The organism is Comamonas sp. (assembly GCF_036643215.1).
Lineage (GTDB): Bacteria > Pseudomonadota > Gammaproteobacteria > Burkholderiales > Burkholderiaceae_C > Comamonas.
Window position 1 is genome coordinate 24,409 of the sequence record NZ_JAVXSJ010000002.1, and the last position, 18,189, is coordinate 42,597.

Consider the following 18,189-nt stretch of genomic DNA (forward strand, 5'->3'; position numbering starts at 1 on the left):
TGGCGATCTAAAAAAAGAGGCACCAAGGTGCCTCTTTTTGTTTTCTGACGCTCTAGCCCTTTTGCAAATTGCGCAGACCGCTATCGTTTTTGAAAAGCTCTACAACTCCAGCGTCAGTTTGAGCATGTCCTTGTGCTGCACGCCGCGCTCCCACAGTGGGGTGGTGTAGTTCTGCAAAAAGAAGTCGCGCTCTATGTCGGTCACGCGAAAGCCTATGCGCTGGTAGAACAGCAGTTGATCGCCAAAGCTGCCGGTTCCCACTTCCAGTTGCCGCACGCCGCGCTGGCGCATATCCCGGATGGCGCGGTGCAGCAGGGCCGATCCAATCCCGTTGCGTTGCCAGGCCGTGGATACGGCCATATTGATCAGCTCCCACTTGTGCTGCCCGTCACCTTCAGGCGTCAGAACGCAGACACCAATCAGCGCACCCAGACCGCTGGGCGTGAACTGGGCGGTCTGGCGGGCCGCAAAACAAGTGGAGTGGGGTAGATAACGCTTGATGCGCTCACGCGAGGGGTCGGCCAGCAGCAGCAGATGCCAGGGGGCTTCTGCGGGGTTCATGGTCGTGATGTTCCACGAGGCGGGGGTGCTGGGGCCGGTCAGTGTGGATGTCATGCGCAGGCTCCGCATCGGTAAAACCGGGGCGCGGCATATTCGCCGGGCAGGATGTCGGCGTTCATTCGATAAGCCGGAGCCCCGGCCATCTGCTGCAAACCCAAATCACGCGCCATTTCCACTTTCCACCTGCGGGCGTTGTGAGCCCGCCTCAAATATTGTCAACAGCCCATAGCGTAGCAGTCAGCACGCAAGCCTGGCGACGTACTGTTAAAAAGTACAGCAAATTTCACTCAATTGGATGCAGGAATTTGGCAAACCTGGGCTTGATTAAGCGATTCGACAAGGGGGCTGTCGTTTTTGAGCATTGGCGTGCGGCAGCGGTGCTCAGCAGCGTTTGCAAAATCAAAAGTAGTGGTTTATACTTATTCCAAGGGTTAACCCCTAAGGTTTTGCCCGGTGCTGGCAGTGCATGAGATGCGTACTGTCCATCGCTTGAAGTGCATCTCTTGATTTCATAGAAAGTTCATCATGCGCCAAGCTCTCAACTCCCTGATCGCATTCATCCAAGAAGCACGCGAGTTCCATCTGGATCTGGCAAACCAGTAATCACGCACTGGTGATAGAAACAGCCGCCGTTTGAGGCGGCTTTTTTCGTCTGAAATCAGGCCGCCAGCAGGCCCTGCTTTTCGATGAAGGCCACCACTTCATCCAGTCCGTCCAGCGTCTTGAGGTTGGTCATCACAAAGGGCTTGAGCCCTTTGGGCGTGGTGCGCTGCTTGATGGTGTCGCTACGCATGATCTCCAGGTTGGCGCCCACATGGGGAGCCAGATCGGTCTTGTTGATGACAAACAGATCGCTCTTGGTGATGCCGGGCCCGCCCTTGCGCGGAATCTTCTCGCCCGCTGCTACGTCGATGACGTAGATGGTCAGGTCCGAAAGTTCGGGGCTGAAGGTGGCGGCCAGGTTGTCGCCGCCCGACTCGATGAAGACGATGTCGGCATCGGGGAAGTCCTTGAGCATGCGGTCAATGGCTTCCAGGTTGATGGACGCGTCTTCACGAATGGCTGTGTGCGGGCAACCGCCGGTTTCCACGCCCATGATGCGCTCAGCGGGCAGCGCGCCGCTGACGGTCAGCAGGCGCTGATCTTCCTTGGTGTAGATGTCGTTGGTGATGGCGATCAGGTCCCATTTGTCGCGCATGGCCTTGCACAGCATTTCCAGAATGGTGGTCTTGCCCGAGCCCACGGGCCCGCCAATGCCCACGCGCAAGGGGGGCAGTTTTTTTGTGCGGTTGGGGATGTGGTGCAGTGCAGTGCTCATGATCGAAACAGGCGTGAATATTGGTGTTCATGCTGGGCCGAAAGAATGGCCAGCATGGGCGAAAAAGCCTGCCGCCCGCTGTCTGGAAGTGCCAGCGCATGGTCAACAGCTTGGGGGATTTCTTGCGTCAGTTTTGCCAGAATGCGCTGACCTGCGCTCTGGCCCAAAGGCACGGCCTTGATGGCGGCCTGCACCATGTTCTCCGCCCAGCCAAAGGCAAAGGCCAGCAACGCATCGCGGGGTGCAGCCCCCGTGCAGAAAGCCGCAAACGCAAAGGCCACGGGGTAACTGGCATCTTGAGCGGCCAGCCAGGCGATTAAGGCGTGGTGTTCGGGGGCATCGGTATAGCGGTTGCGCAACCAGTCGGTCAGCGACCGGCCCATTTGCTCGGTCTGCAGCCGCAGCTCACTCGTTTCGCGCGTGGTACGCACCCACTGGTTCAGCGCGGCAACACGGCGCAAGTCGTTCTGCTGCCACGCAGCAACGGCCTGCGCAATCACCGCCATGTCTCCGCGCGACTGGGTCAGATGCAGTTGCTGCACCAGCCAGCTGGCTGCTTCTGTTTCTGTAGTGACCAGCGTAGCATTGATGGCCGCTTCAAGCCCTTCGGAGTATGAAAAACCACCAATCGGTAAGGCAGGCGAAGCCAGCCACATCAGCTGCAAAAAGCTGTGCTGGCTCAGCCCCAGATGCGGGGCTGGCGTTGCGGGCTGGGTATCAGTGTTCATGCCCATGATCGTGATCGTGTTCATGTGGGTGGCCATGCCCGTGGTGGTGATGGCTGTGCCCATCATTGGTCACATGGCCGCCGTAGGCACCGCCTTCGGGTTCAAAGGGAAGGTCGGCCTCCACCACCGTCATATGCATGCTGCGCAGCATGTCGGCCAGCACATGGTCAGGCTCGATTTTCAGGTGATCGGGCTGCAGCTCAATCTGCACATGGCGGTTGCCCAGATGGTAGGCGGCGCGCATCAGATCAAACGGCGAACCGTGCAGCGCGCAGGCCGTAATGCGCAGCACTTTCTGCGGTGCGGCCAGCACGCGGATCAGGCTCCCGTCCTCAGCTACCAGCACATCACCACCCCGCACTGCCTGGCCACGCGGCAAAAAAATGGCTAGCGACCGACCCTTGCTGTCGGTGGCAGCAAAGCGCGATTTTTGGCGCACATCCCAGTCCAGCTCAATGGTGGTGGCACGCTTGAGTAGTACGGTGGAAAGGCCTTGGCCCTGAGGCAGCAGTTTGTGGGCAGTCAGCATGGGCAATCAAAATAGGAGCGTGCTTCGCAGATCATTGAACAGGTTGGCGTGCTTTTTGCTGCTGCCAAACTGTTTGAAAAACTCTCTGGATGCGGTGATGGAAAAAGAATCTTCGACTAGCTGGCAAGCCTGCGGAGCGGCCCATGTTGCGGTCTATGGCACTTTGCGTGCAGGTGGCGTCAACGACATTGCAAGACTGCAGCCGGGCATTGTCTGCAGGGGCAGAACGCAGCTCACGGGCAGCTTGTTTGACCTGGGCTGGTACCCCGGACTGAGCCTCAATGGCACGCAAACCGTGCTGGCCGAGGTCTACCCCATGAGCGACGCGCTGGAGCAGGCCATGGACCGTATTGAAGGCCTGTGGCCGCAGGACATGGGCGAGTACCGCAAGCGCGTGCTGACCTTGCCTGTAATGTGCTGTGATGGCAGCCAGCAACCGCTGGCGGTGCTGGTGTACGAAGCCATGCCCGCCACCGTGCAGCATGCGCCGTGCATTGCCGCCAGCGATTGGCTGCAGTGGTTTGAGGGCAAGGGTGTTCAGCATCCGGATACCGCGTTTTCTCTCAACAGCGCTCAGAACAAAAAGTAGCGCTGCGCCATGGGCAGGCTGGTGGCGGGCTCGCAGGTCAGCAAGTTACCATTGGCGCGCACGGCGTAGGTCTGGGCGTCCACCTCCATGTGGGGTGCCAGATCGTTGTGAATCATGTGCTGCTTCTTCACATTGCGAATGCCCTTCACCGCCGACAAAGTCTTGTGCAGACCAAAGCGCTGGCCAATGCCTGCAGCCAGACCGGCTTGCGAGACAAAGGTGAGTGAGGTCTTTGCAATCGCTCCGCCAAAGCTGGCAAACATGGGCCGGTAGTGCACGGGCTGGGGCGTGGGAATGGACGCATTGGGGTCGCCCATGGCCGCCATGGCAATGCTTCCGCCCTTCAAAATGCAAAAGGGTTTGACGCCAAAAAAGGCGGGCTTCCAGATCACGATGTCGGCCCATTTCCCCACCTCGATGCTGCCCACCTCGTGGCTGATACCGTGCGCAATCGCGGGGTTGATGGTGTATTTGGCAATGTAGCGCTTGATGCGGAAGTTGTCGTTTCTGGCTCCGTCACCTTGCAGTGGCCCGCGCTGCTGCTTCATCTTGTGCGCGGTCTGCCATGTGCGCAAAATCACCTCGCCCACGCGGCCCATGGCCTGGCTGTCAGAGCTGAACATGCTGATCGCGCCGATGTCGTGGAGGATGTCTTCGGCCGCAATCGTTTCCTTGCGGATGCGGCTTTCGGCAAAGGCCAAGTCTTCGGCAATACCGGCGTCCAGATGGTGGCAGACCATCAGCATGTCCACATGCTCGTCCAGCGTGTTGATGGTGTAAGGCCGTGTGGGGTTGGTGGAGCTGGGCAGCACATTGGCCTCGCCCACCACTTTCAGAATGTCGGGTGCATGGCCGCCGCCCGCACCTTCGGTGTGGAAGGTGTGGATGGTGCGACCCTTGAAGGCCGCCACCGTGTCTTCCACAAAGCCGGATTCATTGAGCGTGTCGGTGTGTATGGCGACCTGCGTATCGGTCTCTTCGGCCACATCCAGGCAGTTGCTGATGGCCGCTGGCGTGCTGCCCCAGTCTTCGTGCAGCTTCAGGCCGATGGCCCCCGCGCTGATTTGCTCGTGCAGCCCGGCAGGCAGGCTGGCGTTGCCTTTGCCCAAAAAACCGATGTTCATGGGGAAGGCATCTGCCGCCTGCAGCATGCGCTCCATATGCCAGGGACCGGGCGTGCAGGTGGTGGCAAACGTGCCGGTAGCGGGGCCGGTGCCGCCGCCAATCATGGTGGTCACGCCGCTGGTCAGTGCCTCTTCAATCTGCTGCGGCGCGATGAAGTGGATATGGGTGTCTATGCCGCCTGCGGTAACGATATCGCCTTCACACGAAATGATCTCGGTGCCGGGGCCAATGATGATGTCCACGCCGGGCTGGGTGTCCGGATTGCCCGCTTTGCCAATCGCCACAATGCGCCCGTCCTTGAGGCCGATGTCGGCTTTGACAATGCCCCAGTGGTCGATGATGAGGGCGTTGGTTAGTACTGTGTCGACGGCCCCTTGCTCACGCGTGCGCTGGCTTTGCGCCATGCCGTCGCGGATGGTTTTGCCGCCGCCAAATTTCACTTCCTCACCATAGCCACCAGCGGCCAGGGTGTAGTCTTTTTCGACCTCGACGATGAGTTCGGTATCGGCCAGACGCAGGCGGTCGCCCACAGTGGGGCCAAAGGTTTCGGCGTAAGCGCGTCGGTCCATGGTGGCCATTACATGTCTCCTGCTGGGCCGCTGCAAGGGGCAGTGACTGCATGAAGTGAGGAGCGTGGGAGCATTACAGCTTTCCTTGAATCAGGCCGCGAAAGCCGTAAATCTGGCGGTCGCCGCCTATGTCTACCAATTCCACCGTGCGCTGCTGGCCCGGCTCAAAACGCACGGCCATGCCGCTGGCAATGTTCAGGCGCTTGCCGTGGGCGGCTTCGCGGTCGAAAGACAGGCCCGCGTTCGTCTCCGCAAAGTGGTAGTGGGAGCCGACCTGAATCGGCCGGTCGCTGGCGTTTTGCACCACCAGCGTGGTGGCAGGGCGGCCGGGGTTGAGCTCGTGCGCGCCTTGGTCTAGCAGTAGTTCACCGGGGATCATCTGAGCCTCCTCAAGCGAGTCTGGTCAGCATGAAAGCGCCCAGTGCCGCTGTCGCTGCACCGCCGAATTGGGCCAGCCATCGATGTCTCTGCATGACCGCATGGCCGAACACCATGCCCGCGACATGCAGGGCGGCTGAACCTAGCGCAATGCCTGCCAAGGCACCGATAGTCGCCATGCCGCTGTCACCGGCCAGCTCAAACCCGTGTGCTGCGCCGTGAAAAAAAGCGAAGACACCTGCCAGTGCGGCGGCGACGCCCCAAGGCATTTTTTTCTGCACCAGTACCAGCAGGCCCAGCACCAGCACCGATGCGGCAATCATGGGCTCGACACCCGGCACCCACAGGCCCGCAAAGCCTGCCAATGCGCCCGCTACCAGCAGCGCGACAAAGGCTGCAGGGGCGTGCCATGCGGTGCGCAGGCTGGGCATGGTCAGAGCGCTCCACGCGCCCACAGCCAGCATGGCAGCCAGATGGTCAGCACCCGTGAAAGGGTGGGAAAAAGCGTGGCTCAGGCTGTCCAGAAAGTGATGGTGGCCGCCGCCATCGGCACCCACATGGGCAAGCGCGGACAGGGGCAGGGCCGTTGCTGCAGCGGCAGTGGTGATGATGAGTTGCTTGAATTTCATAGCTGTCTGCGCTTGATGGGTAAGGGCTAGCGGGCTAAAAGGCTTGAAGTTGCTGCTGAATCAGGTAATGGAGCAGGCCATGGATCAGGCAATGGATCAGGCAATGGGCTCGTGCACGGTGACCAGCTTGGTACCGTCGGGAAAGGTGGCCTCGATCTGTATGTCGGGAATCATCTCGGGAATGCCTTCCATCACATCGGCGCGCGTCAGCACGCTGCGGCCTTCGCTCATGAGCTGGGCGACAGTGCGGCCATCGCGCGCTCCTTCCATCACAAAGGCGCTGATGAGCGCCACGGATTCTGGGTAGTTGAGCTTGAGGCCGCGCGCCTTGCGCCGCTCTGCCAGCAGGGCAGCGGTAAAGATCAGCAGCTTGTCTTTTTCGCGAGGAGTCAGTTCCATCTTCTTTAATTCCTCAGTCAGCTCGCGCAGTCGGCACTGCTGACTGCGTGCGGTGTGATTTCTATGGACTTGTATCTAGCAAGTGCTGTGCCAAAGCGGTGCGTTTGCACTGCGCTCACATGGTCTGAAATGAATGAAGGCGCACCTTGTTGGTGCATCTATGGAGAGCGGTTGCACCAACACCTGCCCGGTGTGTTTGCTTGTGGTGCATGCGGGGGCAGTGCAAGAGCTGAATCGGTGCATTGCATGGCATGGACCTTGCTCTATCTGGCGCATGAGGACAAAGAAGAATTCAACGCACAGAAGTCGCTGCCAGGAGGTGACGCTGCGGTGCACAGCACTGGCCTGTTATGCGTTGCTGCATGGCAATGCGTGGGCGCATGAGGCCGAAGTTCGCCTAGCTGAAGTCCAGGTCAAAGGCCAGTCGCTGGATGCTGTACAGCCAGCGTTTTCGGTGACGGAAATAGGCCGTGACGATTTGCGTGAGCAGCCACGCCAGGAGGTCGAATCGCTCTGGAGCAAGGTGCCTGGCATGCATGTCCATCACTACCAGCTCAGCGGCGTGGCCAATGGTCTGGTGCTGCGCGGCTTTGGCGGCGGCGGCCATGGTGGCGATGTGGCGGCCACGCTGGATGGCATTCCGCTGAACGAAGCCACGTCACATGCCGACGGCTACTTCGATCTGAACGTGGTGGTGCCGCTGGAGCTGGACAAGGTCAATGTCTATCGCGGCCCGGTATCTGTGCTGCAGGGCAATTACAACCGCGCGGGTCTGGTGGAGCTGCGCACGCGCCGCAGCGGCAGTTATACCGATGTGGATGTCAGCGCAGGCTCGTACGGTCTGTGGGATACGCAGGCCGCGCTGGGGCGCGAGCTGGAGGGCGGTGATCAGCTCAATCTGGCGGCCCAGCATTCGCGCGGCGATGGTGCGCGGCCCAGCTCGGGCTACGAGCGCAGCACCCTCAACGGCCACTGGAAGCACCATGTGCATGAAAAGCTCGATATATCGCTGTCCGGCCGCTGGCATGAGGCACGTGGCGATTCGCCCAGCTATCTGACCGAAGCGCAGTGGCGACAGGACCCGCAGGGCAAAGATGGCCATGTGGTGGGAGACGGCACCAGCAAGCACTTCGGTACGCTGCGCCTTGATGCCCAGTACGCGCTCGGCGGCGAGACCCGGCTGCTGGGCTTTGTCTATGCCACGCAGCAAGATTTTGTGCGCTGGTTCACGCGCCCGCGTAGCGGCACCTGGATGCAGCGTGAGGAGCGCTATGACCGCAGCGTGCTGGGCGCGGGGCTGAATTTGAATGGCAAGACGGCTCTTGCCGCGCGCGAGCTGAACTGGATGCTGGGGCTGGAGCAGGTGCTCGAATCCACCGACTACGGCTACTGGGATGGATTGGTCAACCGCCAGCGCATGGCTGCTGCGCTGGATGACCGCAATACGCGGCTTAACAACACCGCCCTGTATGGCCAGGGTAACTGGCAGGCCACGGACTGGCTGCAGACCTCGGCCGCGCTGCGCTGGGACCGCTTTGAGGGCAGTTGTCGCCTGCTGGGCACAGAGACCGGCGGCGATGAATGCAGCCGCATGCCGGGCCGCAGCCAAGCCAGCCCCAAGCTGGGTGCACTGGCCCAGCTCAATGCCCAGACAGCGGTGCGCGCCAGCTGGTCGCAAGGCTTTGCCCTGCCCAGCGACTTTGCCAAATATGCGCTGCGCAACAGCGAGCTGAGCGCGAACATCTTTCGCCAGACCGAGCTGGGAGTGCAGTGGAAGCCTTCTAACCAGTGGCTGCTCGATGCCTCGGTCTATCGCATCACCTCCAGCCAGGAGATTCGCAACACCGCCCCCGGCGAATATGAAAACCTTGGAGCTACGCTGCGCAAGGGCGCCGAGCTGCAACTGCACTGGCTGCCCGGGCGTGCCTGGCATCTCGAATGGGCCTATGGCCTCAACCGCTCCAAAGTCACGCAGAACGCCAATGCGTCACTGCTCGGCCAGCGTGTGGTGGCGGTGCCCCAATACACCAGCACCTTGCATGCGCGCTGGATGCCGCGCAGCGATATCACCGTGCACGGCGTGCTGCGCCATGTGGGCCGCGCGCCCATCAACACCAGCAATACCGAATGGGCGGCCAGCTACCACTGGATTGATTTGGGCCTGCAATACCGGCTGCCCGCCAGCGTGGCGCGCAATGCAAGCCTGAACCTGTGGCTGCGCAATGCCGCCGACACCCGTTATGCCAGCACCACCACCGTGATTGGCGGCCAGCGTCTGGTGGCACCCGGTGCGCCGCGCAGCCTGCAACTGGGCTTGCAGTTTTCACTATGAATTTTGGAGTTCTCATGTCTCAGCCCCTGACCCGTAAAAGCGTGATCGCGCGCATTCTTTGCACGACCGCTACGGCCTGGCTGCTCTGCGCCAACCCCGTGTATGCCCATAACGTGTGGCTGGAGCCCGATGCGCAGGGCGGCTATGTCATGCAGTTTGGCGGCCACGAAGGCAAGACCGAAACCTTTGACCCCGCCAAGCTGCAGCGCGTGCATGCCTACGACCTGCGCGGGCGTGAGCTGAGCTGCGATGTGCAGAGTCTGCGCGCAGGCATTCGCGTCAAGCCCGATGCCAAGGCCGCACTGATTGCGGTGGAGCTGGATAACGGCTACTTCAGCAGCGTCAAACCTGAAGGTGACATGCTGCCCCTGCCCATGGACAAGAACCCCGGTGCGGTGCGCGGCGTGCATGCGCGCAAGTTTCACAAGACCGTGGTGCGCTGGGGTGCGGTGATGCAAAAGCCGCTAGGCCAGATGTTTGAAATTGTGCCGCTGACAGGGCAGGCACCGCATGCAGGCCAGCCTTTGAAGGTGCAGGTGCTGCTGAACGGCAAGCCGCTGGCGGGAGCGCGCCTGTCATGGAATGAAAACGGCGCGCCGACGCTGAGTGATGCGCAAGGCATGGCCAGCGTGACGCCTTCCGCAGGCACCAATATCTTGCAGGCCATCTGGCGCGAAGCAGTGCAGGGCGATGTGAAAACGACGCAAAACAGCTATGAATATCTGCTGCGCTTTGCCGTGCACTGAGGTGTAGTGATGGGCATGCACTTCAACAGTGCCACGCCCTGTACAGCGCCTGTATCTGGTGCATGGCGCACTGCCGTAGTGCAGGGTCTTGCAGGGCGTTACTGGCCGCGCGGCGCATGAAAGAGTCGTTTGAGAGGCAAAGAACGCTGGCACGGTATTTGCACTTGAGGAGATGCGGTCAATGTGACCGAACAAACCTCCTGGGAGTGCTGAAATGAATCGTCGCGGAACCCTCACAACACTGGCTGCATCCATGGCTCTGGGCCTGGGTTTGACTTCACAGGTACTGGCAGCCGACACCATCAAGGTGGGCGTTTTGCACAGCCTCTCAGGCACCATGGCGATCTCTGAGACAGTGCTCAAAGACACGGTGTTGATGGCAATTGACGACATCAATGCCAAGGGCGGCGTGCTGGGTAAAAAGCTTGAGCCCGTGGTGGTGGACCCCGCATCCAACTGGCCGCTGTTTGCTGAAAAAGCCAAGCAGCTGATCACGCAAGACAAGGTGGCCGTGGTGTTTGGCGGATGGACCAGCGTCTCGCGAAAATCGATGCTGCCCGTGTTTGAGCAGAACAACGGCCTGCTGTTCTACCCCGTGCAATACGAGGGTGAAGAGCTGTCGAAAAACGTGTTCTACACCGGCGCAGCGCCTAACCAGCAAGCGATTCCTGCCGTTGAATATCTGATGAGCAAGGAAGGTGGCGGCGCCAAGCGCTTTGTGCTGCTGGGCACCGACTATGTGTACCCACGCACCACCAACAAAATTCTGCGTGCCTTTCTCAAGTCCAAGGGCGTGAAGGATTCCGACATCATGGAAACCTACACCCCCTTTGGTCACAGCGACTACCAGACCATCGTGGCCGATGTGAAGAAGTTCTCCACCGGTGGCAAGACGGCGGTGATCTCCACCATCAATGGTGACTCCAACGTGCCCTTCTACAAAGAGCTGGGCAATGCAGGTTTGAAGGCCAAGGATGTGCCTGTGGTCGCCTTCAGCGTGGGTGAGGAAGAGCTGCGCGGTGTGGACACCAAACCGCTGGTTGGCCACCTGGCCGCGTGGAACTACTTCATGAGCGTGAAGAACCCCACCAACACCGCTTTCAGCAAGCAGTGGGGCGACTACGCCAAGGCCAAGAACATCGCCGGCCACAAGGACAAGCCGCTGACCAACGATCCGATGGAAGCCACCTGGGTCGGCATTCATATGTGGAAGCAGGCTGTGGAAAAAGCCAAGAGCACGGACACCGACAAAGTGATCGCCGCCATGGCCGGCCAGACCTTTGCTGCGCCCGACGGCTTCACCGTGAAGATGGATGAGAAGAACCACCATCTGCACAAGCCGGTGATGGTGGGCGAGATCAAGGCCGACGGCCAGTTCAGCGTGGTCTGGAAGACCAAGGGTCCGATCAAGGCTCAGCCCTGGAGCCCCTTCATCGAAGGTAACGACAAGAAGAAGGACGAGCCCAACGGCAAGAGCTCCTGATTCACCACCGGCGTGGAACGCGGGCTGGAGAGGTCTGGTGGGCTCTCCAGTCCTGAAAAGATAGCTGCTGGCGCTTGTTGAATAAGGGCTGCAGCAAGAAAGTATCCGAGATACCTTTATGAACATACTGAGCAAGCGATGGAGATGGGCTCTGGCCGCCAGCCTGGGTGCTTTGCTGAGCTTTTCCAGTCACGCACTGACTGCCGAGCAGGCCTATGCAATGGCAGCGGCAGACGACGCCGAGCAGCGCGCGCAGGCCATCAATCAAGCGGTGCTTGCTCCTGATGCTCAGAGCGATGGGGCACGCCTTGCGGGCTACCTTGCCGCACTCTCCAATGATGAGGTGCGGGTATCGCAAGGCAAGGCCTATGTGGTCAGCGGCGATGTGGTCACTGACGCGGCGACGGGACAGGCCGCCAAGCTACCGGCGGACGCCGAAGAAGTCGTCAACAACAATTACATGCGCTCTGTCATCGACACAGCGCAGGCCGCGCTGGCGCTGAGTAGCAGCGATGTTGCAGCGCGCCGCAGTGCGGCCGAAAAGCTGGCCGCCGAGCCCGATGCTGAGCGCCTCGCTTTGATCGACAAGGCGCTAGCCAGCGAAACCGATGAGCAAGTCAAAGCCCTGCTGAGCCGCGCCAAAGCCGCTAGCTTGCTGAATAGCGATGACAGGCTGCAGCGTCTTCAGGCCGTTGAGCAACTGGCCCATTCGCAGACGCCAGAGACGCAGTTGCTGCTCAACCAGCGCTTGGCTGATGAAGCTGATCCTGCCGTGCAAAAAGCCATCAAAGCGGCGCTGGCAGACATTGCTGAAAATCTGGCTTGGGGCGAGCGCTTAGGCGCAGCGTTCAGCGGCATCAGCCTTGGCTCCGTGCTGCTGCTGGCAGCGCTGGGCCTGGCCATTACCTATGGGCTGATGGGTGTTATCAACATGGCGCATGGCGAGCTGATCATGATCGGTGCCTATGCCACCTATCTGGTGCAGGTTGCTTTTCAGCGCTGGGTACCTGAGACTGCTTTTGGCTGGTATCTGGTGGTGGCTATTCCTGTGGCTTTCATGACATCGGCGCTGGTTGGTGCGGTTCTGGAGCGTGGCGTGATTCGCTTCCTCTACGGTCGCCCGCTGGAGACGCTGCTGGCCACCTTCGGCATCAGCCTAGTGCTGCAGCAAACCGTGCGCAGTCTGTTTGGCGCGCAGAACGTGGGCGTGGAAAACCCCGCATGGATGAGTGGTGGCATTGCACTGCTGCCCAACCTCACACTGCCTTACAACCGCATCGCCATCACCGTGTTCGCCTTTGCGGTGCTGGGCGCCGTGGCTTTCATGATCGCCAAAACGCGCCTCGGCTTGTTTGTGCGCGGCGTCACGCAAAACCGCGCCATGGCATCTTGCGTAGGCGTGAATACAGCACGCACTGACACCTATGCGTTTGCGCTGGGATCGGGCATTGCAGGTCTGGCTGGCTGCGCCTTGAGCCAGATTGGCAACGTAGGCCCCGACCTGGGTCAGAACTACATAGTGGACAGCTTCTTGGTGGTGGTATTGGGCGGTGTGGGCCAGTTGGCTGGCACGGTCTATGCCGCGCTGGGGCTGGGTGTACTCAGCAAGCTGCTCGAAGGCTGGACGGGCGCGGTGCTGGCCAAGATTGCCGTGCTGCTGTTCATTGTGGTGTTTATTCAAAAGCGTCCGCAGGGAATTTTTGCCCTTAAAGGTCGTAGCGCAGAAACATGAAACACCCCCTGAGTCGCTTCGCGCCTTCCCCCGCTCTCGCACCGCTGCGCGCTGCGGGCAGGGGACTCCACCCACGCTGCGGGGCGGCCCTTGCTGGGTGGCCCCGTCTGGGTTACGTCAGTCGTATAGGGCATGAACAGTGCAACGCATGAGTGAGAACTGAAATGATGACCCAATCAACACTTATTGAATTACCCAAGCCAGAGGCGCTGCTCAGCCGCAAAGGCTGGACGGTGTTTCTGGTCGCGCTGATCGTGATCTGCGCCGTGGCTCCGGCACTCAATCTATGGGTGCCTGAAAGCAGCACGCTGCACCTGTCGGACTACATGCTTGGCCTGCTGGGCAAGTTCATGTGCTACGCCATCTGCGCGCTGGCCATTGATCTGATCTGGGGCTATACCGGCATCTTGAGCCTGGGCCACGGCCTGTTCTTTGCGCTGGGCGGCTATGTGATGGGCATGTATTTGATGCGCGAAGCCGCTGGCCCCGATGCACTGCCGGCCTTCATGGGCTTTCTGGACTGGAAGACGCTGCCCTGGCATTGGGCCTTGTCCGGCAGCTTTGTCGCCACCGTGCTGCTGGTGTTTCTGGTGCCGGGCCTGATAGGCGGCGTGTTTGGCTATTTCGCTTTTCGCTCGCGCATCAAGGGTGTGTATTTCTCCATCATCACGCAGGCGCTGACCTATGCGGCCATGCTGCTGTTCTTTCGCAACGAGACCGGCTTTGGCGGCAACAACGGCTTTACCGGCTTCAAGACTTTGCTGGGCTTTTCGCTGACTTCACAGCGTATTCAGGTGTTGCTGTTTGCACTGTCCGGGCTGGCGCTGCTGGGTTGCTTTTTGTTCTCGCGCTGGTTGATTCGCAGCAAATATGGCCGCGTGCTGCAGGCCGTGCGTGATGCCGAAACGCGCACCATGTTTTGCGGCTACAACCCGCTGCCGTACAAGCTGTCGATCTGGGTCATCTCGGCCATGATGTGCGGCCTGGCGGGAGCGCTCTATGTGCCTCAGGTGGGCATCATCAACCCAAGCGAAATGAGCGTGGGCAACTCCATTGAAATGGCGGTGTGGACGGCAGTGGGCGGCCGTGCTTCGCTGGTCGGCCCCATCATCGGCGCCTTTGCGGTGAATGGCGGCAAGAGCTGGCTCACCGTGGCTGCGCCTGAGTACTGGCTGTATGTGCTGGGCGCGTTGTTCATCATCGTCACGCTGTTCATGCCCGGCGGAGTGATTCGCCTGCCCCAGCAAATCAAGCAATGGCGTGAAAAGCGCAACGCACAGACCCAGTCCGAGCTGAATCACGCAGTCGCTGCCATGGCCAGACAGGCCGGCGAACGTACGGCAGACACCCTGAAAGGAGCCCGCGCATGACCCCCGACCTGATGCAGGAAGGCGCGCAGCGTCTGGCCGACTATCACGCGGCGCAGCAGGCCCAGCCGGGCACCGAATCCGGCGGACGCAACGCCAGCATGGCGCGGCCCGTGATGGCGGGTGAGGTGGATGTGACCCACGGCCGAATTCTTTATCTGGAAGACGTTCATGTGAGCTTTGATGGCTTCAAGGCCATCAATGGCCTGAACCTCGACATCGCACCCGGTGAGCTGCGTTGCATCATCGGCCCCAACGGCGCGGGCAAGACTACGATGATGGACATCATCACCGGCAAGACCCGGCCCGACAGCGGCACGGTGTACTTCGGCTCCACCATCGACCTGCTGCGCTACAAGGAGCCCGAGATCGCCGCCATGGGCATTGGGCGCAAGTTTCAAAAACCCACGGTGTTTGCAGAACTCAGTGTTTTTGAAAACCTGGAGCTGGCGCTGAAAACGCACAAAGGCATTGCCGCCTCCATGCTGTTCAAGCTCAGCGGTGCGCAAAAAGACCGCATTGCCGAGGTGCTGCACACCATTCATCTGGCAGGCAGCGTGACGCGACAGGCGGGCTTGCTCAGCCACGGCCAGAAGCAATGGCTGGAGATAGGAATGCTGCTGGTGCAAGAGCCAAAACTGCTGCTGCTCGATGAACCTGTGGCCGGTATGACGGATGAAGAAACGGTGCGTACGGCCGAGCTGTTTCTTACCCTCAAAGGCAAGCATTCGCTGATGGTGGTGGAGCACGATATGAGCTTTATCGACACCATCAGCGAGAAGGTGACGGTGCTGTGCGATGGCTCGGTTCTGGCCGAAGGCACGCTGGCGCAAGTGCAGGCCGACGAGCGAGTCATTGAAGTGTATTTAGGCAGGTAACCCCCTGCGGCGCTTTGCGCCTTCCCCTTTCTCTTCTGGCGGGGGACGACACCTTTGCTGCGGGGCGGCCCTTGCTTGGTGTCTCTGGGTTGAGGCATGCCTGTGTGACAGGTGTGGACTATGAAAAATGTAGCTGCTTACGCTTGATAGGAAAGCGCTAGAGGTCAAAAATGCTTAAAGTCCAAAATTTGCATCAGTACTACGGCGGCTCACACATCCTGCGTGATGTGAATCTTCAGGCCGAGGTCGGTAAAGTCACCGTGCTGCTGGGTCGAAATGGTGTGGGCAAGACCACGCTGCTCAAAAGCCTGATGGGCCTGGTGCCCATCAAAAGCGGCACTGTGGAATGGAAAGGCGTAGACATCGCCAAAAAAACGCCGTACGAGCGTGCTCGCAGCGGCATTGGCTATGTGCCGCAGGGCCGTGAAATCTTCTCGCGACTGTCGGTCGAAGACAACCTGCGCATGGGGCTGTCGTATTGCTCGGCTCGCACCAAAATTCCGGGTGAGCTTTATGAGTTGTTCCCCGTGCTCAAGCAGATGCTGCACCGCCGTGGCGGCGATCTCTCAGGCGGTCAGCAGCAACAACTGGCCATTGCACGTGCGCTGGCACCGCAGCCCAAAATTTTAATTCTGGATGAACCCACCGAAGGCATACAGCCGAGCATCATCAAAGACATTGGCCGGGTGATCCGCATGCTGGCGAATCGAGGTGATATGGCCATATTGCTGTGCGAGCAGTACTACGACTTCGCCGAAGAGCTGGCCGATCACTACGTGGTGATGGAGCGCGGCGAGGTGCTGGCATCTGGACCCGGCAGCGAGATGAAGGCCAGGAATGTGCGATCGCTGGTGGCGATTTGATGTCGATGCTGTAAACCAACGAGGAGAGCCCATGACATGGCATGCCAAGCTGGCGCTGAACTACACGCAAACTGTGGACAAGACCTCGGTGCATTTCACGCACGATGGGCCGCTGCGCATCCTCAAAAGCCTGTACCCCGAAGGCCCGGGCATTTGCCACAACGTGCTCGTTCATCCACCGGGCGGGCTGGTGGGTGGCGATGTACTGGACATTGATGTGCGTGTGACCGAAGGCGCGCATGCGCTGATCACTACGCCTGGCGCCACGCGTTTTTACAAAAGCAATGGGCAACGTGCCTTGCAGCGGACCAAGCTGCATCTGGAGCAAGGCGCACGACTGGAATGGCTGCCGCTGGAGGCGATTGCGTACAACGCCTGCGATGCCATCAACCACCTTGAGTTTGAGCTGGAAGAGGGCGCGCAGCTGCTGACCTGGGATGTGACGGCGCTGGGCCTGCCGCTGGCGGCCCAGCCTTATGAAGCGGGCACGTTTGAGCAGCACATCGAATGGCCGGGTCGCTTTCTGGAGCGAGGCGTGGTCAGCGCGCATGATGACTTGCTGCTCAACGGCGATCTGGGGCTGGCTGGCCATCGCTGTCTGGCTAGTCTGATTTTTGCCAGCGGCACCCCCATCACCCGCCAGCAGCGCGAGGCCTTGCTGGAGGGAACGCATGCGCTGCTGGAATCAGCCCCCGGCGGGGTGTTGAGTGGCGTGACTTCTCCCAATGAAAACATGCTGATTCTGCGCGGTGTATCACCTGTGGTTGAGCCTGTGATGATGCTGTGGAAAACCGTGTGGGCTTTTTGGCGGAAAGAAATCTGGAAGCTGCAAGGCAGCACGCCCCGAATCTGGGCTATGTGAACGGCAGAGCGTTGTGCTTTGGCACCGCGGACTGCGCTGATAGGCCCAGCCGCGCTCAGTAAAGCCCGGGCATGGCAGACTCGGAGTCATGTCCCAGCCCACTCTTCTCGTTGCCGACGATCACCCGCTGTTTCGCGCCGCGCTGATTCAGGTGCTGCACGACCGCTATCCGCAATTTCGCATTGTTGAAGCGGCCAGCGCCCAGACCGTGGGCGCGGCGATGCAGGAGCACCCTGAGATCGAGCTGGTGTTGCTGGACCTGGCCATGCCCGGCGCGCGCGGCTTTTCGTCGCTGCTGCATTTGCGCGGTGAATATGCGCAGGTGCCGGTGATCGTGATTTCGTCCAACGATGATTCGCGCATCATCCGTCGTGCCCAGCAGTTTGGCGCGGCTGGTTTTATCTCCAAGTCCGCCGCCGCCGAGGACATGAGCGCAGCGATTGACGATGTGCTCAACGGCGATGTGAGCTTTCCTTCCATGGTGGCGGAGCGATCGGAAGCCGATGCCGAGTTGGCGGCACGCCTGGCCCAGTTGACGCCCCAGCAATTTCGCGTGCTGCTGTGCATTGCGGACGGGCTACTCAACAAGCAAATCGCGCATGAGTTGGGCTTGGCCGAGAACACCGTCAAGGTGCATGTGACGGCGATTCTCAAGAAGCTTGCATGCTATTCACGCACCCAGGCAGCGGTTCTGGTGAAGAGCCTGGAAAACGATCAGCAAGTGTGATTGCGCCATGATCCAAGTCTGCTTTGGACGAGAAAAGGCCGCGACATACCTATTTGTTGCTGAAGTGCAACAGGTGCGGTCAATATGACGCGGTTTGACATGTTCTACGTCTGGCGGTGAGCTATTTAGGTATCTCGCAGCAAGTGAGGACTCATTGTCTCTTTTGCCCTAATCGATTCAAATTTCATAGCGATTATTCATTGTCAGGCAATGAGATGATGGGGTTTTGGAGGCTGAAGATCGCTTTCAAGCGGAAGCATTGCTTGTGCGTCATCAATTGTATTTAAATGTGAAATTTGATTAATCAAGTTTCTGCATTTGGGCTCACGTAGGACAATGACCTATATGCATGTGAGCTGAGATGCTTGGTGCTT

General features: G+C 60.0%; 17 protein-coding genes and 1 pseudogene. 10 read left to right on the forward strand and 8 right to left on the reverse strand.

Features of this window, described 5'->3' with window-relative positions; all coding sequences use genetic code 11:
• Positions 1-99: 99 nt before the first annotated feature.
• The 4 genes and pseudogenes from RSF91_RS01955 to ureE form a co-directional block, all read right to left on the reverse strand.
• Positions 100-615, reverse strand: coding sequence for a GNAT family N-acetyltransferase (locus RSF91_RS01955; RefSeq protein WP_332566838.1), 516 nt, complete (start codon positions 613-615; stop codon positions 100-102).
• A gap of 604 nt (positions 616-1,219) precedes the next feature.
• Positions 1,220-1,879, reverse strand: a complete 660-nt coding sequence (gene ureG, locus RSF91_RS01960) for an urease accessory protein UreG (protein ID WP_332566839.1) — start codon at positions 1,877-1,879, stop codon at positions 1,220-1,222.
• Entirely contained in the window at positions 1,876-2,607 is a 732-nt protein-coding gene (locus RSF91_RS01965; RefSeq protein WP_332567037.1) for an urease accessory protein UreF, read from the reverse strand. The genes ureG and RSF91_RS01965 overlap by 4 nt, the downstream gene beginning before the upstream one ends.
• Positions 2,600-3,136 (reverse strand): annotated as a pseudogene (gene ureE, locus RSF91_RS01970) (urease accessory protein UreE); the annotation flags it as partial. The gene RSF91_RS01965 and the pseudogene ureE, both read right to left, overlap by 8 nt.
• 97 nt (positions 3,137-3,233) lie before the next feature.
• Between ureE and RSF91_RS01975 the strand changes: the two are divergent.
• A complete protein-coding gene (locus tag RSF91_RS01975; RefSeq protein ID WP_332566841.1) occupies positions 3,234-3,725 on the forward strand; it encodes a gamma-glutamylcyclotransferase family protein in 492 nt (163 codons plus the stop codon).
• Here RSF91_RS01975 and ureC read toward each other — a convergent pair.
• From ureC to RSF91_RS01995, 4 genes are all read right to left on the reverse strand, one after another.
• Complete coding sequence (ureC, locus tag RSF91_RS01980) at positions 3,710-5,428, reverse strand: urease subunit alpha (RefSeq protein WP_332566842.1); 1,719 nt, start codon at positions 5,426-5,428, stop codon at positions 3,710-3,712. The genes RSF91_RS01975 and ureC overlap by 16 nt on opposite strands.
• A gap of 64 nt (positions 5,429-5,492) precedes the next feature.
• On the reverse strand, positions 5,493-5,798 hold the full coding sequence (locus tag RSF91_RS01985; protein WP_332566843.1) for an urease subunit beta: 306 nt from the start codon (positions 5,796-5,798) through the stop codon (positions 5,493-5,495).
• A gap of 10 nt (positions 5,799-5,808) precedes the next feature.
• Positions 5,809-6,426 (reverse strand): HupE/UreJ family protein, encoded by a 618-nt coding sequence (locus RSF91_RS01990; protein ID WP_332566844.1) that lies wholly within the window; start codon positions 6,424-6,426, stop codon positions 5,809-5,811.
• A gap of 96 nt (positions 6,427-6,522) precedes the next feature.
• A complete protein-coding gene (locus RSF91_RS01995; protein ID WP_099735397.1) occupies positions 6,523-6,825 on the reverse strand; it encodes an urease subunit gamma in 303 nt (100 codons plus the stop codon).
• 319 nt (positions 6,826-7,144) lie between these two features.
• Between RSF91_RS01995 and RSF91_RS02000 the strand changes: the two genes are divergently transcribed.
• The 9 genes from RSF91_RS02000 to RSF91_RS02040 all read left to right on the forward strand — a co-directional run bounded on the left by RSF91_RS02000 (position 7,145) and on the right by RSF91_RS02040 (position 17,815).
• Positions 7,145-9,157 (forward strand): TonB-dependent receptor, encoded by a 2,013-nt coding sequence (locus RSF91_RS02000; RefSeq protein WP_332566845.1) that lies wholly within the window; start codon positions 7,145-7,147, stop codon positions 9,155-9,157.
• A gap of 14 nt (positions 9,158-9,171) precedes the next feature.
• Positions 9,172-9,903 carry a DUF4198 domain-containing protein gene (locus tag RSF91_RS02005; RefSeq protein ID WP_332566846.1) on the forward strand — a complete coding sequence of 244 codons (732 nt, stop codon included), beginning with the start codon at positions 9,172-9,174 and terminating at the stop codon, positions 9,901-9,903.
• A gap of 214 nt (positions 9,904-10,117) precedes the next feature.
• Positions 10,118-11,386 (forward strand): urea ABC transporter substrate-binding protein, encoded by a 1,269-nt coding sequence (gene urtA / locus RSF91_RS02010; protein ID WP_332566847.1) that lies wholly within the window; start codon positions 10,118-10,120, stop codon positions 11,384-11,386.
• 118 nt (positions 11,387-11,504) lie between these two features.
• Positions 11,505-13,118, forward strand: a complete 1,614-nt coding sequence (gene urtB, locus RSF91_RS02015) for an urea ABC transporter permease subunit UrtB (RefSeq protein ID WP_332566848.1) — start codon at positions 11,505-11,507, stop codon at positions 13,116-13,118.
• 164 nt (positions 13,119-13,282) lie between these two features.
• Positions 13,283-14,488 carry an urea ABC transporter permease subunit UrtC gene (gene urtC / locus RSF91_RS02020; RefSeq protein ID WP_442878779.1) on the forward strand — a complete coding sequence of 402 codons (1,206 nt, stop codon included), beginning with the start codon at positions 13,283-13,285 and terminating at the stop codon, positions 14,486-14,488.
• A complete protein-coding gene (urtD, locus tag RSF91_RS02025) occupies positions 14,485-15,363 on the forward strand; it encodes an urea ABC transporter ATP-binding protein UrtD (protein WP_332566850.1) in 879 nt (292 codons plus the stop codon). The genes urtC and urtD overlap by 4 nt, the downstream gene beginning before the upstream one ends.
• A gap of 170 nt (positions 15,364-15,533) precedes the next feature.
• Positions 15,534-16,226: an urea ABC transporter ATP-binding subunit UrtE gene (gene urtE / locus RSF91_RS02030; protein ID WP_332566851.1), complete on the forward strand. Its 693-nt coding sequence runs from the start codon at positions 15,534-15,536 to the stop codon at positions 16,224-16,226.
• Positions 16,227-16,257: 31 nt separating this feature from the next.
• A complete protein-coding gene (locus RSF91_RS02035; RefSeq protein WP_332566852.1) occupies positions 16,258-17,088 on the forward strand; it encodes an urease accessory protein UreD in 831 nt (276 codons plus the stop codon).
• 88 nt (positions 17,089-17,176) lie between these two features.
• Positions 17,177-17,815: a response regulator transcription factor gene (locus RSF91_RS02040; RefSeq protein WP_332566853.1), complete on the forward strand. Its 639-nt coding sequence runs from the start codon at positions 17,177-17,179 to the stop codon at positions 17,813-17,815.
• Positions 17,816-18,189: the final 374 nt, after the last annotated feature.

Coding starts and splice junctions, on each gene's coding strand:
- RSF91_RS01955 (WP_332566838.1), bottom strand. CDS start 615: ATGACATCCACACTGACCGGCCCCAGCACCCCCGCCTCGTGGAACATC.
- ureG (WP_332566839.1), bottom strand. CDS start 1,879: ATGAGCACTGCACTGCACCACATCCCCAACCGCACAAAAAAACTGCCC.
- RSF91_RS01965 (WP_332567037.1), bottom strand. CDS start 2,607: ATGAACACTGATACCCAGCCCGCAACGCCAGCCCCGCATCTGGGGCTG.
- RSF91_RS01975 (WP_332566841.1), top strand. CDS start 3,234: ATGGAAAAAGAATCTTCGACTAGCTGGCAAGCCTGCGGAGCGGCCCAT.
- ureC (WP_332566842.1), bottom strand. CDS start 5,428: ATGGCCACCATGGACCGACGCGCTTACGCCGAAACCTTTGGCCCCACT.
- RSF91_RS01985 (WP_332566843.1), bottom strand. CDS start 5,798: ATGATCCCCGGTGAACTACTGCTAGACCAAGGCGCGCACGAGCTCAAC.
- RSF91_RS01990 (WP_332566844.1), bottom strand. CDS start 6,426: ATGAAATTCAAGCAACTCATCATCACCACTGCCGCTGCAGCAACGGCC.
- RSF91_RS01995 (WP_099735397.1), bottom strand. CDS start 6,825: ATGGAACTGACTCCTCGCGAAAAAGACAAGCTGCTGATCTTTACCGCT.
- RSF91_RS02005 (WP_332566846.1), top strand. CDS start 9,172: ATGTCTCAGCCCCTGACCCGTAAAAGCGTGATCGCGCGCATTCTTTGC.
- urtA (WP_332566847.1), top strand. CDS start 10,118: ATGAATCGTCGCGGAACCCTCACAACACTGGCTGCATCCATGGCTCTG.
- urtB (WP_332566848.1), top strand. CDS start 11,505: ATGAACATACTGAGCAAGCGATGGAGATGGGCTCTGGCCGCCAGCCTG.
- urtC (WP_442878779.1), top strand. CDS start 13,283: ATGATGACCCAATCAACACTTATTGAATTACCCAAGCCAGAGGCGCTG.
- urtD (WP_332566850.1), top strand. CDS start 14,485: ATGACCCCCGACCTGATGCAGGAAGGCGCGCAGCGTCTGGCCGACTAT.
- urtE (WP_332566851.1), top strand. CDS start 15,534: ATGCTTAAAGTCCAAAATTTGCATCAGTACTACGGCGGCTCACACATC.
- RSF91_RS02035 (WP_332566852.1), top strand. CDS start 16,258: ATGACATGGCATGCCAAGCTGGCGCTGAACTACACGCAAACTGTGGAC.
- RSF91_RS02040 (WP_332566853.1), top strand. CDS start 17,177: ATGTCCCAGCCCACTCTTCTCGTTGCCGACGATCACCCGCTGTTTCGC.